13 protein-coding genes and 1 pseudogene are annotated in these 15,397 nt (G+C 74.4%); 3 read left to right on the top strand and 11 right to left on the bottom strand.

All coding sequences use genetic code 11. The annotated features are described in order from the left end of the window. Positions 1–24 precede the first annotated feature (24 nt). Positions 25–1,665: a (2,3-dihydroxybenzoyl)adenylate synthase gene (locus AC51EU_RS01705; protein WP_496264783.1), complete on the bottom strand. Its 1,641-nt coding sequence runs from the start codon at positions 1,663–1,665 to the stop codon at positions 25–27. After that, on the bottom strand, positions 1,662–2,867 hold the full coding sequence (locus tag AC51EU_RS01700; RefSeq protein ID WP_496264782.1) for an isochorismate synthase: 1,206 nt from the start codon (positions 2,865–2,867) through the stop codon (positions 1,662–1,664). The genes AC51EU_RS01705 and AC51EU_RS01700 overlap by 4 nt, the downstream gene beginning before the upstream one ends. Positions 2,868–3,251: 384 nt before the next feature. Between AC51EU_RS01700 and lysA the strand changes: the two genes are divergently transcribed. Then, positions 3,252–4,580: a diaminopimelate decarboxylase gene (lysA, locus tag AC51EU_RS01695; protein WP_496264781.1), complete on the top strand. Its 1,329-nt coding sequence runs from the start codon at positions 3,252–3,254 to the stop codon at positions 4,578–4,580. A 2-nt stretch (positions 4,581–4,582) separates the two neighbouring features. On the opposite strand, the gene AC51EU_RS01690 is transcribed toward lysA, so the two are convergent. Beyond that, positions 4,583–5,191: a choice-of-anchor C family protein gene (locus tag AC51EU_RS01690; RefSeq protein WP_496264780.1), complete on the bottom strand. Its 609-nt coding sequence runs from the start codon at positions 5,189–5,191 to the stop codon at positions 4,583–4,585. 225 nt (positions 5,192–5,416) lie between these two features. Between AC51EU_RS01690 and AC51EU_RS01685 the strand changes: the two genes are divergently transcribed. Further along, positions 5,417–6,340 carry a LysR family transcriptional regulator gene (locus AC51EU_RS01685; RefSeq protein WP_496264779.1) on the top strand — a complete coding sequence of 308 codons (924 nt, stop codon included), beginning with the start codon at positions 5,417–5,419 and terminating at the stop codon, positions 6,338–6,340. Positions 6,341–6,506: 166 nt separating this feature from the next. Here the strand turns inward: AC51EU_RS01685 and AC51EU_RS01680 are convergent, their stop codons facing one another. The 5 genes from AC51EU_RS01680 to AC51EU_RS01660 are packed head-to-tail and all read right to left on the bottom strand — an operon-like array spanning position 6,507 to position 11,596. Continuing rightward, entirely contained in the window at positions 6,507–7,349 is an 843-nt protein-coding gene (locus AC51EU_RS01680) for a serine hydrolase (RefSeq protein ID WP_496264778.1), read from the bottom strand. Beyond that, positions 7,346–8,965 carry an N-acyl-D-amino-acid deacylase family protein gene (locus AC51EU_RS01675; RefSeq protein WP_496264777.1) on the bottom strand — a complete coding sequence of 540 codons (1,620 nt, stop codon included), beginning with the start codon at positions 8,963–8,965 and terminating at the stop codon, positions 7,346–7,348. Before AC51EU_RS01675 ends, AC51EU_RS01680 begins: the two co-directional genes overlap by 4 nt. After that, positions 8,965–9,738 (bottom strand): amino acid ABC transporter ATP-binding protein, encoded by a 774-nt coding sequence (locus AC51EU_RS01670; RefSeq protein WP_496264776.1) that lies wholly within the window; start codon positions 9,736–9,738, stop codon positions 8,965–8,967. Before AC51EU_RS01670 ends, AC51EU_RS01675 begins: the two co-directional genes overlap by 1 nt. After that, positions 9,735–10,703, bottom strand: coding sequence for an amino acid ABC transporter permease (locus AC51EU_RS01665; protein ID WP_496264775.1), 969 nt, complete (start codon positions 10,701–10,703; stop codon positions 9,735–9,737). Before AC51EU_RS01665 ends, AC51EU_RS01670 begins: the two co-directional genes overlap by 4 nt. An 8-nt stretch (positions 10,704–10,711) precedes the next feature. Next, positions 10,712–11,596: an ABC transporter substrate-binding protein gene (locus AC51EU_RS01660; RefSeq protein ID WP_496264774.1), complete on the bottom strand. Its 885-nt coding sequence runs from the start codon at positions 11,594–11,596 to the stop codon at positions 10,712–10,714. 300 nt (positions 11,597–11,896) lie between these two features. Here AC51EU_RS01660 and AC51EU_RS01655 point away from each other — a divergent pair, with 300 nt between their 5' ends. Then, positions 11,897–13,273: a tetratricopeptide repeat protein gene (locus tag AC51EU_RS01655; RefSeq protein ID WP_496264773.1), complete on the top strand. Its 1,377-nt coding sequence runs from the start codon at positions 11,897–11,899 to the stop codon at positions 13,271–13,273. 20 nt (positions 13,274–13,293) lie between these two features. On the opposite strand, the gene AC51EU_RS01650 is transcribed toward AC51EU_RS01655, so the two are convergent. The 3 genes and pseudogenes from AC51EU_RS01650 to AC51EU_RS01640 all read right to left on the bottom strand — a co-directional run. Next, positions 13,294–14,040 carry a DUF6182 family protein gene (locus AC51EU_RS01650; protein ID WP_496264772.1) on the bottom strand — a complete coding sequence of 249 codons (747 nt, stop codon included), beginning with the start codon at positions 14,038–14,040 and terminating at the stop codon, positions 13,294–13,296. Next, a complete protein-coding gene (locus AC51EU_RS01645) occupies positions 14,037–15,194 on the bottom strand; it encodes a hypothetical protein (protein WP_496264771.1) in 1,158 nt (385 codons plus the stop codon). Before AC51EU_RS01645 ends, AC51EU_RS01650 begins: the two co-directional genes overlap by 4 nt. Beyond that, positions 15,191–15,397 (bottom strand): annotated as a pseudogene (locus AC51EU_RS01640) (hypothetical protein); the annotation flags it as partial. The pseudogene AC51EU_RS01640 and the gene AC51EU_RS01645, both read right to left, overlap by 4 nt.

The raw sequence follows: 15,397 nt of genomic DNA, 5'->3' as shown, positions 1-15,397 counted from the left end.
GATCGCGGGGCCCGTACGCGTGGGTCAGGCGGTGCCGGCCGCCGCCGCGCGCAGGTCCTTCTTGGAGATCTTGCCGATGCCGGTCTGCGGGAAGGCGTCGACGAACTCCACCCGGTCGGGGACCTTGTACGCGGCCAGGCCCCGGCCGCGGACGAACTTCTTCAGGGCGGCGCCCGTCACCGGCTGCGCGCCGGCGCGCAGGATGACGTAGGCGCGGGTGCGTTCGCCGAGGTAGGGGTCGGCCTCCGCGACGAGGTTGGCGTCGTGGACCGAGGGGTGGGCGAGGAGATGGTTCTCGACCTCCTCGGCCGCGATCTTCTCGCCGCCCCGGTTGATCTGGTCCTTCGCCCGGCCCTCGACCACGAGATGGCCGGTCGCGGTCAGGCGGACGATGTCGCCGGTGCGGTAGAAGCCGTCCTCGGTGAAGGCCCGCGCGTTGTGCTCGGGCGCCCGCCAGTAGCCGCGGATGGTGTACGGGCCGCGGGTGAGGAGATGGCCGCTCTGCCCGTCGGGCACGGGGTTGTCCTCGTCGTCCACCACAAGGATCTCGTCGCCCACGGACATCGGGCGGCCCTGGGTGGTGACGATCGTCTCGTACGGATCGTCCAGCCGTGTGTAGTTGACCAGGCCCTCGGCCATCCCGAAGACCTGCTGCAATGTGCAGCCGAGCGCCGGCGTGACCCGGCGCGCGGCCTCCTCGCTGAACTTGGCGCCGCCGACCAGCAGCACCTCCAGGCTGCCGAGGTCGTCGTCGGCCGTGGCGGCGGCCTCCGTCCACACCAGGGCGAGCGGCGGCACCACACCCGTGATCGTCACCCGTTCGCGGGCGATCAGCGGGAAGGCGGTGTCGGGGCTGGGCCGCGGGCACAGGACGACGCGGCCGCCCGCGTACAGCGTGCCCAGCGTTCCCGGGGACGACAGCGGGAAGTTGTGCGCCGCGGGCAGGACGCACAGGTAGACGCTGTCCCCGTCGACGGCGCACAGCTCGTTGGACGCGCGGAGCGAGTAGATGTAGTCGTCGTGGGTGCGGGGGATCAGCTTGGGGACGCCCGTGCTGCCGCCGGAGAGCTGGAGGAACGCCAGGTCGCCGGGGGCCGGTCCGTCCAGCGCGCTCTCGGGCAGCGGGTCCCGCGCGACGTCGGTGAGTGCCTCGGCGCCGGCCGCCCGCGCCTCCTCCGTCCCGCCGGCCACGAAGACATGGCGCAGTGCCGGGATCTCGGAGCGCAGGCGCGCCGCCAGCTCCAGGTGGTCGAAGCCCTCGTGGCGTACGGGGACGACGCAGGCGACGGCCTCGGTGAAGGAGCAGAAGTAGCGCATCTCGCTCTCGCGGTGCGCGGGCAGCGCGAAGACCGGCAGCGCGCCGATCCGGAACAGCGCGAAGATGGTCTCGAAGAACTCCGCGATGTTGGGGAGTTGGACCACGACCCGGTCGCCCTTGGCGATGCCGCGGGCGGCGAACCCGGCGGCGAGCCGGTCGGCGCGGCGGTCCAGCTCCGCGTACGTCCAGCGGCGTTCCGTCGACGGGCAGACGAGCGCGACGCGGTCCCCGTGGGCGGCGGCGCGCTCGCGCAGCATCCCGCCGAAGGTCTCGCCGCGCCACCAGCCGGCGGCGCGGTAGCGCGCGGCGTACTCGTCGGGCCAGGTCGGGGTGGAGGGGGCGGTCACAGCTGGGCTCCCACGGCGCTCAGGAACGTACGGAACTTCGCGGCCGTCTCGTCGGACTCGGCCTCCGGCTCGGAGGCGGCGACGATGCCGGCGCCCGCGTACAGCCGCAGCGACCGCTCCTCGGCCTCGGCGCAGCGGATGGTGACCACCCACTCGCCGTCGCCGTTGGCGTCGCCCCAGCCGACCATGCCGGTGAAGAAGCCCCGGTCGAACGGCTCGGTGGCGGCGATGACCTGCCGCGCGGTGTCCGTCGGGGTGCCGCAGACGGCCGGGGTGGGGTGCAGCGCGCAGGCCAGTTCGAGGGCGGAGGTGTCGGCCGAGGCGAGCGTGCCGCGCACGGTGGTCGACAGATGCCACATGGTGGCGGTGCGCACCAGGGTGGGGCGCGCGGGTACGTCGAGGCCGACGCAGTACGGCGCCAGGGCCTGCTGCACCGCGTCGACCACGACGGAGTGTTCGTGCAGGTCCTTGGCGGACTGGAGCAGCGCCGCCGCGCGCCGTACGTCCTCGGCGAGGTCGGCGCTGCGGGGCGCGGAGCCGGCCAGCGGGTTGGCGACGAGCTGCTTTCCGTCGCGTGCCACCAGGAGTTCCGGGCTGGCGCCGAGCAGGGTGCGGCCGGGGCCGGTGGGCAGGGCGAAGGTGTAGCCGGCCGGGTCGCGGCGGGCCAGGCGCTGGAGCATCCCGGGGACGTCGAGCGGCTGGGGCGCGGTGAGTTCGAGGGTGCGGGCCAGGACGACCTTGCTGAACTCGCCGCGCCACATGCGCTCGACGGCCGCCGCGACCCCGGCCTGGTAGCCCTCGGGCTCGGGGTGGGGGCGGATGTGCCAGTCGGTGTGGTCCGGGGCGGGGTGCGGCAGGGCGATGAGCGGGTCGGCGGAGAGCGGCGGGGCGCTGCTGAGGGAGCCGGCGATCGAGAGGGCGGCGGGCTGCGTCTGGTCGAACGGTATCGCGCCGAGGACGACCGGTATGTCCGGTCTGCCGCGCCGGGCCGCGTCGAGGGCAGCGGCCACCCGCCGGTGCAACGGGGCGGTGCCGTGCGGCACTTCGCCGGTGGTGTCGTGGGCGAGGAGGGTGCGGGTGGGGGTGGCCAGGAAGCGGGCGCCGGGTGTGTAGGCGTCCAGGAGTGCGGTGGCGGCACCTACGGCGGGATGCGCCGGATCGGCCGTGGGGGCGTGCGTGGCGACTTCGGGTGCCGTCGACACGGGGACTCCATTCTCCAAGGTTCCCGTCGGGGAACCGGTACGGGTGTCGGGACGGTGGTCGGGCGGGCGTACGCGGTGAGGCCGTGCCGCCGGGCCCGCCGGGGGAGCGGCGGGTCACGGCAACACGGCCGGAAATAAGGGTAGCCTAACCTAAGGTCTGACGGGTTGTCCGGTCAGGTGTTCGTGTCCTTCGCCCGGTGCTGCGGCCCCGTACCGCCGCCGACCGGGGGACGGCCGGCGCGTGTCCGGCCCCGGCGCGGCAGGTCACCCCGCACCCCGCCCGCAGCATCGAAGAACCTGATGCTCACCACCGGAAGAATCCGCTTTCTTCGCCCCGAGGGCAGGCCGCAGGATGGCGGACGAGCCGGCCCAACGGGAGGAACTGTGTCGTCAGCCGTCGAAGCGGGGCTGCTGCCCCTCACGTCCGAGGTCCGCCCCGAGGGACTGGCCGTCGGCGGGATCCTCCTCGCCGACCTGGCCCGTCGCTACGGGACACCGCTGTTCGTCTACGACGAGGAACATCTGCGGCGCCGCTGCCGCGAGGCCGTCGCCGCCTTCGGCACCGACCACGTCGCCTACGCCTCCAAGGCGTTCCTGTGCACCGCCATGGCCCGGCTCGCCCACGAGGAGGGACTGCTCCTCGACGTCGCCTCCGGCGGCGAGCTCCGCACCGCCCTGCACGCGGGCGTCCCCGCCGACCGCGTCGTCCTGCACGGCAACAACAAGTCCGCCACGGAACTGCGCACCGCGCTCTCCGCCGGCGTCCGCCATGTCGTCGTCGACAGCTTCGACGAGATGGACCGCGTCGAACGCCTCCACGCCGAGGAAGGACTCCCCCCGGCCCGGGTGCAGCTGCGGGTGGCGCCCGGCGTCGCCGCCGGCGCCCACGAGGCGATCCGCACCGGCGGCAACGACTCCAAGTTCGGCTTCGGACTCGCGTCAGGCGCCGCCGCCGCGGCCGTGCGGCGCGCCGCCGGCTCCCCGGCGATGCTCCTGGAGGGCGTCCACGCGCACGTCGGCTCCCAGGTCCTCGACGCGGCCGAACTCGCCGCCGGGGCCGCGGCCGCCGCCCGTTTCGCGGCGGAGACCGGCGTACGCCACCTCACCGTCGGCGGCGGCCTCGGCGTCGCCTACGAGAGGGGGCAGCACCCGCCGACGTTCGCCGACTGGGCCGCCAAGGTCCGCGAGGCCGTGAACGGCGCGGGCTGGCACGGCCCGGTCACCGTCGAACCCGGCCGCTCCATCGCCGCCCGCGCCGCCCTGACCCTCTACCGGGTCGGCACCGTCAAGCACATCGACGGCGTACGGACCTACGTCAGCGTCGACGGCGGCATGAGCGACAACCTCCGCCCCGCCCTCTACGGCAGCCGCTACGAGGTGTTCCTGCCGCGCTGCCCCGACGCGCCGCGCCCGCTGCGCGCCCGCCTCGTCGGCAAGCACTGCGAGAGCGGCGACGTCATCGTCGACGACGCCGCCCTCCCCGCCGACCTGCGCGTCTCCGACCTGCTCGCCACCCCCGTCACCGGCGCCTACGGCTACGCCATGGCCTCCAACTACAACAAACTGCCGCGCCCCGCCGTCGTCTTCGTCCGCGACGGCCACGCCCGCACCGTCGTCCGCCGCGAGACGGAGGAGGACCTGCTGCGGCTGGACGTGACGGAGCCGGCGCAGCCGGTCGCGGTGGGGGCGGTGGCGGGGGTGCCTCTTTCCTAGGGTCAGCAGTCGCAGCAGGACGCGCGAACGGTGACGTCGTCGAGGACCGGGCCGTAGGCGCTGTTGGGGGTGGTGCTGGTGAAGGCCAGGGTGGCCGCGTTGGTCGTGGCCACGAAGGTCAGTTGGCGTCGTACGTAGCCCATGGCGGTGGGGGTCCGGCCGGTGGTGTCGAAGGAGAAGTCCTGGAAGACCTGGCCGTCGACGAGGACGCGGCCGGTCTTCACGGTGGGGCCGCCGCCGGAGTTGCCGGCGAGTGAGTACGTCACGGTGTAGGTGCGGCCCGCCGTGGTGGCGAAGGTCTGGGAGAGTGTGCCGGGTCCGCCGCCGTTGAGGTCGACGGACTGGTCGCCCTCGGCGGCCTGCCAGAAGCCGCGGCCGATGTGGTCGACGCTTCCGCCGGTGACCTTCCAGGGGCCGAGGGACTGTCCGGCGCCGAGCATCACGAAGGAGCGCGCGGGGACGACGGGGTACTCGAAGCTTCCGTCGTCGAACCTGCTGAGTGCGAGGGCGGGCGCGGTGCGGTGGGGCGTCGCGTGCGCGGCGTGCGCCGGGGCCGCGGTCACCGCGGTCAGCAGGGCGAGGGTGGTAGCGGCGGTGCGTAAGGCCACCATGAAGTCCTCCTGTGAAGGTTGTGGGGAGCAGGGGTGGAGCTACGGAAACTCTCGTCCACGCCGGGGGTGCGCACCATCCCGGACCGGCGGAGCGCGAGGCGTTGAGGCGGGTCACCGCGCTTCCGTGCGCCTCTTGCGGTTTCCGGTGGCGACGAACCGTCGCGCCGCGCGTCCGTCCTCCGGACACCCGGTGCGGTGGCGCGGACGCTGACCTAACCTGACCCGATGCTGAACAGCGCCCGACTGCTCGTCCTCCTGGAGATCGCCCGCCGGGGGACCATCGTGGCCGCGGCCCAGGCCCTGCACCTGAGCCCGTCCGCGATCTCGCACCAGCTCGCCCGGCTGGAGCAGGAGCTGGGGGTGGCCCTGGTGGAACGGGCGCCGCAGAGTCTGCGGCTGACGGCGGCGGGCGTCCGGCTCGCCGAACACGCCCAGGCCGTCGCGGATCTGATGGCCGTCGCCCAGGACGACCTGCGGGCGCACTCCGAGGGCGAGGCCGGTCTGCTGCGGCTCGGTTTCTTCGCCTCGGCGGGCCTGGAACTGCTGCCCCGGGCCCTGTCGGTCTTCGCGGCGAAGCGGCCCCAGGTCGAGCTGGAACTGATCATGGGGCAGCCGCACGAGCTGGTGCCCGACCTGGAGGCGGGCCGGCTGGACGCCGCCGTCGTCTTCGAGCACCCGCTGGACCCCTGGTGCCGCCAGGCGACCGCGGACGTCGAGATGTTCTTCGACGAACCGCAGTTGGTGGTGGTGCCGTTGCGGCACCGGCTCGGGCGCCGCTCCACCGTCCGGCTGGCCGCGTTGGAGGGCGAGAGCTGGATCGGCACCCACGGCGGCCACACCGGCGAGCCGGTGCTGGAACGCGCCTGCGCCGCCGAGGGCTTCCGCCCCCGGGTCCGCTGCCGCAGCGACCACTACCAGGTCACCATCAACCTCGCCCGCGCCGGCATGGGCATCGCCCTCGTCCCCGCCCTCGGCCTCGGCGACACCACAGGCGTCCACGTCTGCCGCCTGGACCACCCGCAACTGCACCGCCGCATCGGCGTCGCCACCCGCCCCACCAACCGCAACCCCCTTCTCGCCATCTTCCTCGGCGAACTCCGCGCCGCCGCCGAGGAGGTCAGATCGCTGCTGGAGATGCAGTGGGCGTGACCGGCCGGAGGACGCCGGGGAGGCGGCGGCCGGCGACGGTCGTCTGCCCCTCGTCGTCCCCGCGGACCTCGCGGGCGTGCCGGGCACAGGAGCCACACCAGCCCGCAGGGCCCCGGTATCCGGCGGCCGCCGCACCCGGCACAGCTCCCGGCGCGGCGGCCGCCGGTCAGGTACCGGCGCGGCGGGCGCAGGCCGCGAGGGTGCGGCCCACGTCCCGGAGAGCGTGCACCGCCGCCCGCTCGGTGCTGCTCCCCAGCGCCGTGTCCCAGTGCGCGACCACCGCGTAGGCCAGCCGGCGCGCCCCGATCATCACCCCGGCGTCGGCGCGGACCCCGGCGTCGGTGCCCGTCTTGTTGGCGACCAGCAGGACGCCGGGCAGCGGCTCGGGGAAACCGGGGGCGTACGGGTCGTGCCCGACCAGGGCCGGGACCAGCCCGTGGTCGGTGTTGGCGCGCATCCAGCCCAGCAGCCGGGCCGACGCCCCGGGCGAGACCATGGTGCCGCGCACCGCGTGCGCCACCAGCTCCGCCAGATCGCGCGCCGTACCGGTGGCGAAGACCGGCGGCACGTCCGGGCCCCGTACGTCGCGGACCCGGTCGTGCAGGGTGAGACGGTCGAGGCCGAGCCGCCCGGCCAGCTCCGCCGTGGCGTCCAGGCCCACCAGCCGCAGCAGGGCGTTGGTGGCGGTGTTGTCGCTGACGGAGGCGGTCAGCCAGGCCAGGTCCTCCACCGTCCAGCCGCGCCGGCCCATCCTGCGGAGCAGACCGGTGCCGTCCGCCACGTCCTCGTCCAGGACCTCCACGGGGTCGCCGGCGCGCAGCGCGCCGGTGTCCAGACGGCGTGACACCTCGGCGAGCAGCAGCAGCTTCGAGGCGGACGCGACGGGCAGGACGACGTCGTCGTCGGCGCCCGCCGTCCGCCCGCCGTCCACGTCGACGGCGGCGACGGCCAGGGTGAGCGGCAGCGCCGCAGCGCGCCGCGCCGCCGCCGTCACCTGTGCCAGGCTCACGGGACCCTCACCACCTCTCCGGCACGCGCCGAGGTCACACGGCCGTCGCGCACCGCGACCCGGCCCGCCACCACGACGGTGCCGACGCCCTCCGGCCCGGCCAGCGGCCGCTCGAAGGTCGCGCCGTCGCGCACCGCCCCCGGGTCGAGGACGACCAGGTCGGCGACGGCGCCGTCCCGCACCACCCCGCGGTCGGTGAGGCCGAAGCGCCGCGCGGGCAGCCCGGTCATCTTGTGCACCGCGCTCTCCAGCGTCAGCAGCCCCTCGTCCCGCCCGTAGTGGCCGAGGACCCGGGCGAAGCTCCCCGCCCAACGGGGGTGCGGGCGGCCGGGCTTGGGCACCCCGTCGGAACCGATCATCGACAACGGGCTGGTGAGGACCCGGCGGACGTCGTCCTCCCGCATCGAATGGCTGATGATCGTCACCTCGCCCTGCTCCGCCAGCAGCAGATCGCAGGCGTAGTCGACGGGGTCGACGCCCCGTTCGGCGGCGAGGTCCGCGATGCGCCGGCCCTCCGCCTCCGGATGCGTCCGGGCGGCGGCCACCGCGATGAGGTCCCAGCCGCCGTTGCCGACGGTGTTCTCCCAGCCCTCTACGCCGTCCCGGATGCCCGCCCGGACACGGTCACGCGTCCCGGGGTCGCGCAGCCGCTCCAGCAGCGCGCCCACCCCGCCCTCGCTCGCCCACGGCGGCAGCATCGCGTGCAGCACCGTACTGCCCGCGGTGTACGGGTAGACGTCGCAGAGGACGTCCACGCCCTCGGCGCGGGCCCGTTCCAGCCGTGGCAGGGTGCGCAGGGTGGCGCCCCAGGCGTGGCGTCCCGCCGTCTTGTGGTGGGAGACCTGCAACGGGGCGCCGGAGCGCGCCGCGATGTCCAGCGCCTCCTCCAACGCGCTTTCCACCTGCGACATCTCGTCCCGCAGATGGGTGACGTAGGGCTTGCCGTGCCGGGCGGCGACCCGGGCCAGCGCGACGATCTCCTCGGTGCCGGCGTAGGTGCCCGGCGGGTAGATCAGGCCGGTGGACAGGCCCGCCGCGCCCTGCGTCAGCGCGGTGTCCAGCAGCGCGCACATCGTCTCCAGCTCGTCGGGGCGCGGCGGGCGGGCGTCGAAGCCCATCACCCCGGCGCGCAGCGTGCCGTGGCCGACGAGGGAGGCGAGGTGGGTGTGGCGCAGGGCGGGGTCCTGCCCCTCGGCGAACGCGTCGAAGTCCACCGCGGGGCGCACCGGCCCCAGCCCGAACGTCACCCGCAGATGCTCGGCGAGCTGCGGCAGCCGCTCCGGCAGCGACGGGAAGAGGCTGGTGCCGCAGTTCCCGCAGATCTCGGTGGTGACGCCCTGGAGCAGCGGCGCCAGGCGCAGTTCCTCGGTGCCCGCCGTGGCGGAGCCGTCGTCGAACGGTGCGGCGAGGGCGTCGGAGTGCGTGTGCACATCGACGAAGCCGGGGGTGACGACCTGCCCGGTCGCGTACACGGTCTCGGCCGCTTCGACGGGCGTGCCGGGCGGCAGTACGGTGATCCGCCCGCCCGTCACCGCGATGTCGGCCTCCCGGGCGGGGGCGCCGGTGCCGTCGACGAGTGTGCCGCCGCGCAGCAGCAGTTCGGTGGGGCGGCCCATCACAGCACCGTCGACAGGAAGGCCCGGGTGCGCTCGTGGCGCGGGGCGGTGAACAGGGCGTCCGGCGGGCCGGACTCGACGACGGCGCCCTGGTCCATGAACAGGACCCGGTCGGCGACCTCACGGGCGAAGCCCATCTCGTGGGTGACCACCACCATCGTCATCCCGCTGCGCGCCAGGTCCTGCATCACGCCCAGGACCTCGCCGACGAGTTCGGGGTCGAGCGCCGACGTCGGCTCGTCGAACAGCATCACCGCCGGCTCCATCGCCAGCGCGCGGGCGATCGCCACGCGCTGCTGCTGCCCGCCGGACAGCTGGCGCGGGTAGTGCCCGGCCCGGTCGGCGAGACCGACCTGCTCCAGCAGCGCGCGGGCCTGCTCCTCGGCCTCGGCGCGCGGCCGTCCCTTGACGGTGACCGGGCCTTCCATCACGTTCTGCAGCGCGGTGCGGTGCGGGAAGAGATGGAAGCGCTGGAACACCATGCCGACGCGTTCGCGCTGGTGGCGGATCTCGCGGGCGGGGCGCTCGCGCAGCACGTGGCCGGAGGGGCCGTGCTGTTCGTAGCCGACGAGTTCGCCGTCCATCCACACCCGGCCCGCGTCGATCGTCTCCAGGTGGTTGAAGCAGCGCAGCAGCGTGGACTTCCCGGACCCGGAGGGGCCGATGACGCACAGCACCTCGCCGGCGCGGACCTCCAGGTCGATGCCCTTGAGCACCTCGGTGTCCCCGAACCGTTTGCGGACCCCCCGGGCCCTGAGGATCACGTCGTTCATGCCGCGGCCCCCTTCTTGGCACGCCCGGGTGCCAGGTTGGCGAGTATCCGGTGCCGCAGCGGCGGGGTGGCGCTCTGGCTGTAGCGCCGCTCGACGGCGTGCTGGGCGACGCTGGCGACGGTGGTGAGCGCCAAGTACCAGAACGACGCCACCATCAGCAGCGCCACCACCTCGAAGTTGGCGAGGTAGAGGTGCTGGGAGACGGTCATCAGGTCGGAGCCCGCGATGACGGAGACCAGCGAGGTGGTCTTGAGCATGGAGATGAACTGGTTGCCGAACGGCGGGATGATGACCCGCATCGCCTGCGGCAGGATGATCCGGGACAGGATCCGCCGGTTCGACATGCCGAGGGAGGCACCCGCCTCGCGCTGCCCCGGGTCCACGCTCTGGATACCGGCCCGCACGATCTCGGCCATGTACGCGCCCTCGTTGATGGACAGGCCCAGCAGCGCCGCCACGAAACCGGTGATGACCTGGTTGGACTGCCAGGTGACGAGCTTGGGCCCGTCGAACGGCACCCCGATGCTGATCTCCGGGAACAGCAGCGCCAGATTGAACCAGAAGATCAGCTGGACGAGCAGCGGCGTACCCCGGAAGAACCAGGTGTAGGCCCCGGCGGTGATCCGCAGCACCGGGCTGTCGGACAGCTGCATCACCGCGATCAGGATGCCGATGGCGATGCCCACCGCCATCGAGACCAGGGTGAGCTGGACGGTCACCCCCAGGCCCTTGAGGATCACCTCGTCGAACTGGTAGCGGGCGACGATGTCCCAGTGCAGGTTCGGGTTGACGATGACGGTGTAGGCGAGCCACACCGCGAACAGGACGGCGACCGCGACGGCGATCCACCGTCCCGGGCGGGGCCGCCGGGTCACGTGGAAGGCGAGGTCCTCGCCCGGCGGCGCGTCGTCCTTGGTGAGGACCGGCGCCCCGCGGGAGGCGCCGGACGTGCTGTGCTCGGTCATGTCCGCGCTCACTTCCCGTCGTTGACGGTGGCCTTGGCCACGGCGCTGTCCATGACCCCCCACTTGCCGAGGATCTTCCGGTACGAGCCGTCGTCGATCAGCTCCTGGAGGGCCTTGCGGACCGCGTCCCGCAGACCGCTCTGGTTCTTCGCCACCGCGATGCCCCACGGGGCCGCGTCGTACTGGTCCGGCAGCACCTCGTACGCGTTCTTCTTGCGGACGAAGTTCCGGGCGACGGGATAGTCGACGATGGTGGCGACGACCCGGCCGCTGTCCAGCTGGAGCAGCCCGGTCGGCGCGTCCTCGCTCTGCGAGATCTGCATCTTCTTGTCGCACTCGGCGTTCTGCCGCTCACCTATCTGGAGGTTGGAGCTGCCCTTGGCGAGGACGACGGTCTTCCCGCACAGGTCCTTGAGGGACCGGATGTCCTCCGGGTTGCCGTGCTTCGTCATGATGACGCCGCCGGTACGGAAGTAGTCGACGAAGTCGACGGCCTGCCGCCGCTGGGCACTGTCGGTCATCGACGACATCACCAGGTCGAACCGCCCGGACGACAGGCCGGGAACCAGACCGTCGAACGCCGCGTTGGTCAGTTCGAGCTTCAGCCCCAGCCGCTCGGCGATGGCCTTCGCCAGATCGGGGTCGACACCGGTCAGCTGCGTCGTCCCTGGCTTGTACATCTCCATCGGCGGGTATCCGACGGCGGTGGCGACGCGCAGTACGCCCTTCTCCTTGATCGGCGCCGGCAGCATCTTGGCCGCTGCCGCGCCCTCGGCGGCCTGCGAGCCCCCTTCGGAGGGGCTGCCGGCCTGGCCGGAACGTCCGCAACCGGTGGCCGCGAGAGCGACCACGGCCAGTGCTGCCAGAGCGCGCAGAGGGCGGGGGCGTGACATCGGATTCTCCTCACACGGTGACGGTGCGCCGATGCTGGCAGCCGCACGCGGTGGAGGGAAGATGATGAAGCCATTGCCGCCTGAGCGTCGAAAAAGGTGAGGGTCGGGGGCGGTCGTGCGGGCCCCGGACGATCGGCACCGGAGGGAGGCATCTCGCCGGCCCGCCTCCGGACCGGAGCGCGGTGAAGGAGCGCCGGGTACGCCCCTGAGCCGGCCCGGTCGCGCCGCGCCCGGCGCGGGGGAATCGGACGGCCGAGCGGGTACGTTGAGGAGGCGGGCACGGGGAACGGGGGCGGTGCGGTGGTGGAGTCGATGCGGGCCGGGGCGCGGGACAACGGGCGGAGCTACCAGGCCGGCCGCGATCTGCACATCACCTACCAGCGGCAGGAACCGGCCCCCAAGGCGCCCCTGCCGCCGCTGTCGCTCGCGCATCTGCTGGCCTGCTGTGCCACGGCGCCGCTCCCGGTGTCCGTTCTGTCGTCCGCCGCCCTCGACGCGGTGCGGCTGCCGGAACTCCCGGCCGAGCGGATCACCGGCGCCCTGCGCGACCTGCCGGTCACCGCCACCACCCCGCCCGGCGGGGACCCGGTGCCCTGCGTCCCGGCGGGGGACCCGCCACCGGACGGCGAACTCCCCGGCGAGGCGGGCACGTTGCTGCGCGGCCACCTCGGGGCGCTGCTGGACCACGCCCTGCTGCGGCTGCGCGGCGAGGCGCCGGAGCTGGACCTGCTCGCTCCCCACGTCCGGGCGGTGCTGTGGGCGCCCGGCCCGGCCCCCGTGGCCGCGCTCGCCGCGGCGCGCCGGGTGCGGGACGCGTACGAGTGGCGGGGGCGGTACGAGGAGAGTCTGGCGTTCGCCCTGCGGACGGCGGAGTGCGCGGGGGACGACGCGGAGGCCGACCGGCTGGCGCTCGGCCGTATCCGCTGCCTGTGCGGTGATCACGGTGAGGCGGAGGCCGTGCTGCGTCCGCTCCTCGAACGGGTCGAGCAGCGGGCCGGGGAACGGGGGCTCACCGTGTCCGGGCACACCGGCCCCACCATGGGCGAGCTGCTGCGGGGCAGTGCCGACGGCCCGTTCGCCGACCGGCTGCCCTCCGCCGACCGCCGACTGCTGGTCCTGGTGGCCGAGGTGCAGCACGCCCTGGCCGAGGCGCTGTACGCGCGGCGCAGCCACGCGGAGAGCGAGCAACTGCTGTTCCGGGCCGTGGGGTTGCGCTGGCGCGTGCTGGGTGTGACGCACCCGGACCGGATGCTCGCCCAGTTGCACCGCGCCCGCGCCCTGGGCCGGCAGCGGCTGTGGCAGGACGCGATGGCGCTGGTCCACGACGCGCTCGGGCCCCGCGACCGGACCGAACTCCGCCGCGACCACCCGCGTGAGGACGCGCTGATCCGCCTCGCCCACGCGGAGGTGACGGTGGCGGCGGTCCGTTCCCTGCGGGAGGAGGGGGCGTCCCGGACCCGGTCCGTGGGGTTCGTCCCCGCGCCCGTCGTCAGCTTCCTGGACCGCAGGCTCGGCCACGGACGGCCCGAGAAGCTCACCGCCGATGACGCCCTCCGGCTCGCCGGCGAAGCCCTCCGCGCCTGCGAGGGGGCCTTCGGCGACCGTCACCCGCACACCCTGACGGCGCGGCGGTTGCGGGCCGGGGCGGCGGCACTGCCCGGCGCCCCGGCCGGGTGAGCGGGCCGCCGCGCCTCCCGTCAGAGTGCCGCGATCTCCGCCGTCAGCCCCGCCGCCGCCGTCAGCCGTCCCGGCAGATGGCGGTCCGGGACGGCGCGGACCGCCACCAGCGGCTCCGGTACGCCGACCAGGCGCGGCACCCGGCGGAGGGTGACCCGGTCCCCGGGGGCGAGCAGACCGTCCAGGACCGCCTCGGACAGCACATGGTTGAGGTGCACCAGCGCCTCGGAGAGGCGGCAGTCCGCGGTGGCGAGGTACAGGGCGCGGTGGACCGGCGGCCGGGCGGCGCCTTCGCCGGGTGTCCCGGGGACGGTGAACGGGGCGTCGGGCGCGGACGGGACCCCGGCGGGGGCCTGGTAGAGCTTGAGCAGCCGGCGCAGCGCGGACGAGTGCGCGGCGGGCCCCGGCGCCGTCCAGGCCGCGGACAGGTCGTCGGCGGTGTACGCGAACGAGAACCGCTCCCGCAACTGCGCGGGATTGCCGGCCAGGAACACGGTGCGGGTGAAGGAGCGCCGCCAGGCCGCGCCCGCCGCCGCGTCCACGGTGAGGGCGAACGCGCAGGTGGCGCGCGCCCAGCCGGCGAGGTCGAGGGAGCGGACGACGACCGCGGCCAGGACCTCGTCGTCCCCGTCCAGCGCGGCGATCTCGCTCTGCGCGGCCCGCAGCCCGTCCCAGCCCGACAGGTCGTGACGGCCGGCCAGTGCGGGGCGGGCGGCGCGGATGCGGGCCGCCGTCTCGTCGTACAGCCACTGCTGGGTGAGGGTCACAGGTACACCGCCGAGAGCAGGTCGGGGGAGGGGGCGGCGCGCCGCCTGCCGAGCAGGCTCGACGTCAGCCGGTACGGGTCGACATGGACCTGGTCCTTGCGGTGGCGGGCGACCAGCGCGGCGACATCGGACGGCCCGTCCGTGTCCCGCGCGGCGGCGAGGAGGCGTTCGGCCCGCTTGAGGCACTGGTGCAGCAGGTCGTGCCGGAAGGAGTCCCGGGCGCCGGGGCCGAGGACGGCGATGAAGTACAGCCGCATCCCGAGCCGCACCGCGGGGGTGTCGTGGTCCGCGCGGGCGGCGGCGAGCAGCGCCCCGGTGTGGTGGTCGTGCCAGCCGCCGTGGCGCGCCGAGCGGATCTCGCCGTCGATCGGCACCCGTCCGACGGGGACCCGGCGCACGGTGGGGCCGAGCGCGCCCAGGACGCGTTCCAGGAGCTGGTAGTCCGGGTCCAGTTCGCTGTCGTAGAGGAGGACCACCTCGTCGAAGTCCGGGGCGAGCGGCAGCAGTTCCCGCAGCGCGCAGGCGAGGTAGTTGGGGCGTCCGGACGCGGTGACGATCTGCCGCAGCGGCAGCCCGTGGCGGGTGAGGTCGAGGTGGACGGGGCCGCCGACGGCGCGGTGGTCCAGGCACATGCCCAGCTCCTCCAGCCGGGCCAGCGCCGCGTCCAGGCCCAGGCCGGGCGGCTGGTGGGTCCGCAGGCCCGGGTCGTGCATGCCGAGGGCGGTGTAGTGCCCGGTCCACAGCTCCAGTACCCGGTCGCTCGCCGGGTGCACCCAGCCGTTCTCGGCGGCCTCCGCGTACGGGCGCAGCGCCTCGGCCGTGGGGCGTTCCCCGGCCGCGCGGAAGGCGACGTACAGTTCGCCGACGGCGTCCTCGGACAGGGACGCGTAGTCCGTGTCGCCATGGGTGCGGTCGAGGAACTCCCAGAAGCCGAGGGTCTGTTCGGTCGGGTGGTAGGTGGTGTGGCTGTAGCGGTAGGTGACGTCGGCGAGCTGGCGGGTGGCCCGGTACATCGCGTCCGTCCACAGCAGCCCCTTGAGGTGGCTGGGGGTCAGGGGCTTGGACGGGGTGACGGTGATCGGGGCGAGCAGCACCCGGCGGGGCCGGGCCGCCGCCTCCGGGGGCCGGGGTCTGGTCAGGGACGGCGTGGTCACGCGGCGGCCTCCTCCGCCTCGGCGACGAGACGCAGCAGGTCCTCGCGGCCGGGGCCCGCCGGCCCGCCCGCCCCGTCCCGCCCGGCCTGGCGGACGCGGGCGAGGAACGTCTCGTCGCGCAGCAGCGACTGAGGGGTGGTCAGGGTCATCAGCATCCGGGTCAGACCGCGCCAGACGACGGCGTCGGTCCGGGCGGCCGCCGC

Source organism: Candidatus Streptomyces philanthi, from assembly GCF_059553635.1.
This window is presented reverse-complemented; position numbering and strand designations above follow the sequence as displayed.

Excerpts from the sequence above, each read along its gene's own strand:
- AC51EU_RS01690 (WP_496264780.1), bottom strand. The coding sequence starts at position 5,191 with ATGGTGGCCTTACGCACCGCCGCTACCACCCTCGCCCTGCTGACCGCG.
- AC51EU_RS01685 (WP_496264779.1), top strand. The coding sequence starts at position 5,417 with ATGCTGAACAGCGCCCGACTGCTCGTCCTCCTGGAGATCGCCCGCCGG.
- AC51EU_RS01675 (WP_496264777.1), bottom strand. The coding sequence starts at position 8,965 with ATGGGCCGCCCCACCGAACTGCTGCTGCGCGGCGGCACACTCGTCGAC.
- AC51EU_RS01670 (WP_496264776.1), bottom strand. The coding sequence starts at position 9,738 with ATGAACGACGTGATCCTCAGGGCCCGGGGGGTCCGCAAACGGTTCGGG.
- AC51EU_RS01665 (WP_496264775.1), bottom strand. The coding sequence starts at position 10,703 with ATGACCGAGCACAGCACGTCCGGCGCCTCCCGCGGGGCGCCGGTCCTC.
- AC51EU_RS01660 (WP_496264774.1), bottom strand. The coding sequence starts at position 11,596 with ATGTCACGCCCCCGCCCTCTGCGCGCTCTGGCAGCACTGGCCGTGGTC.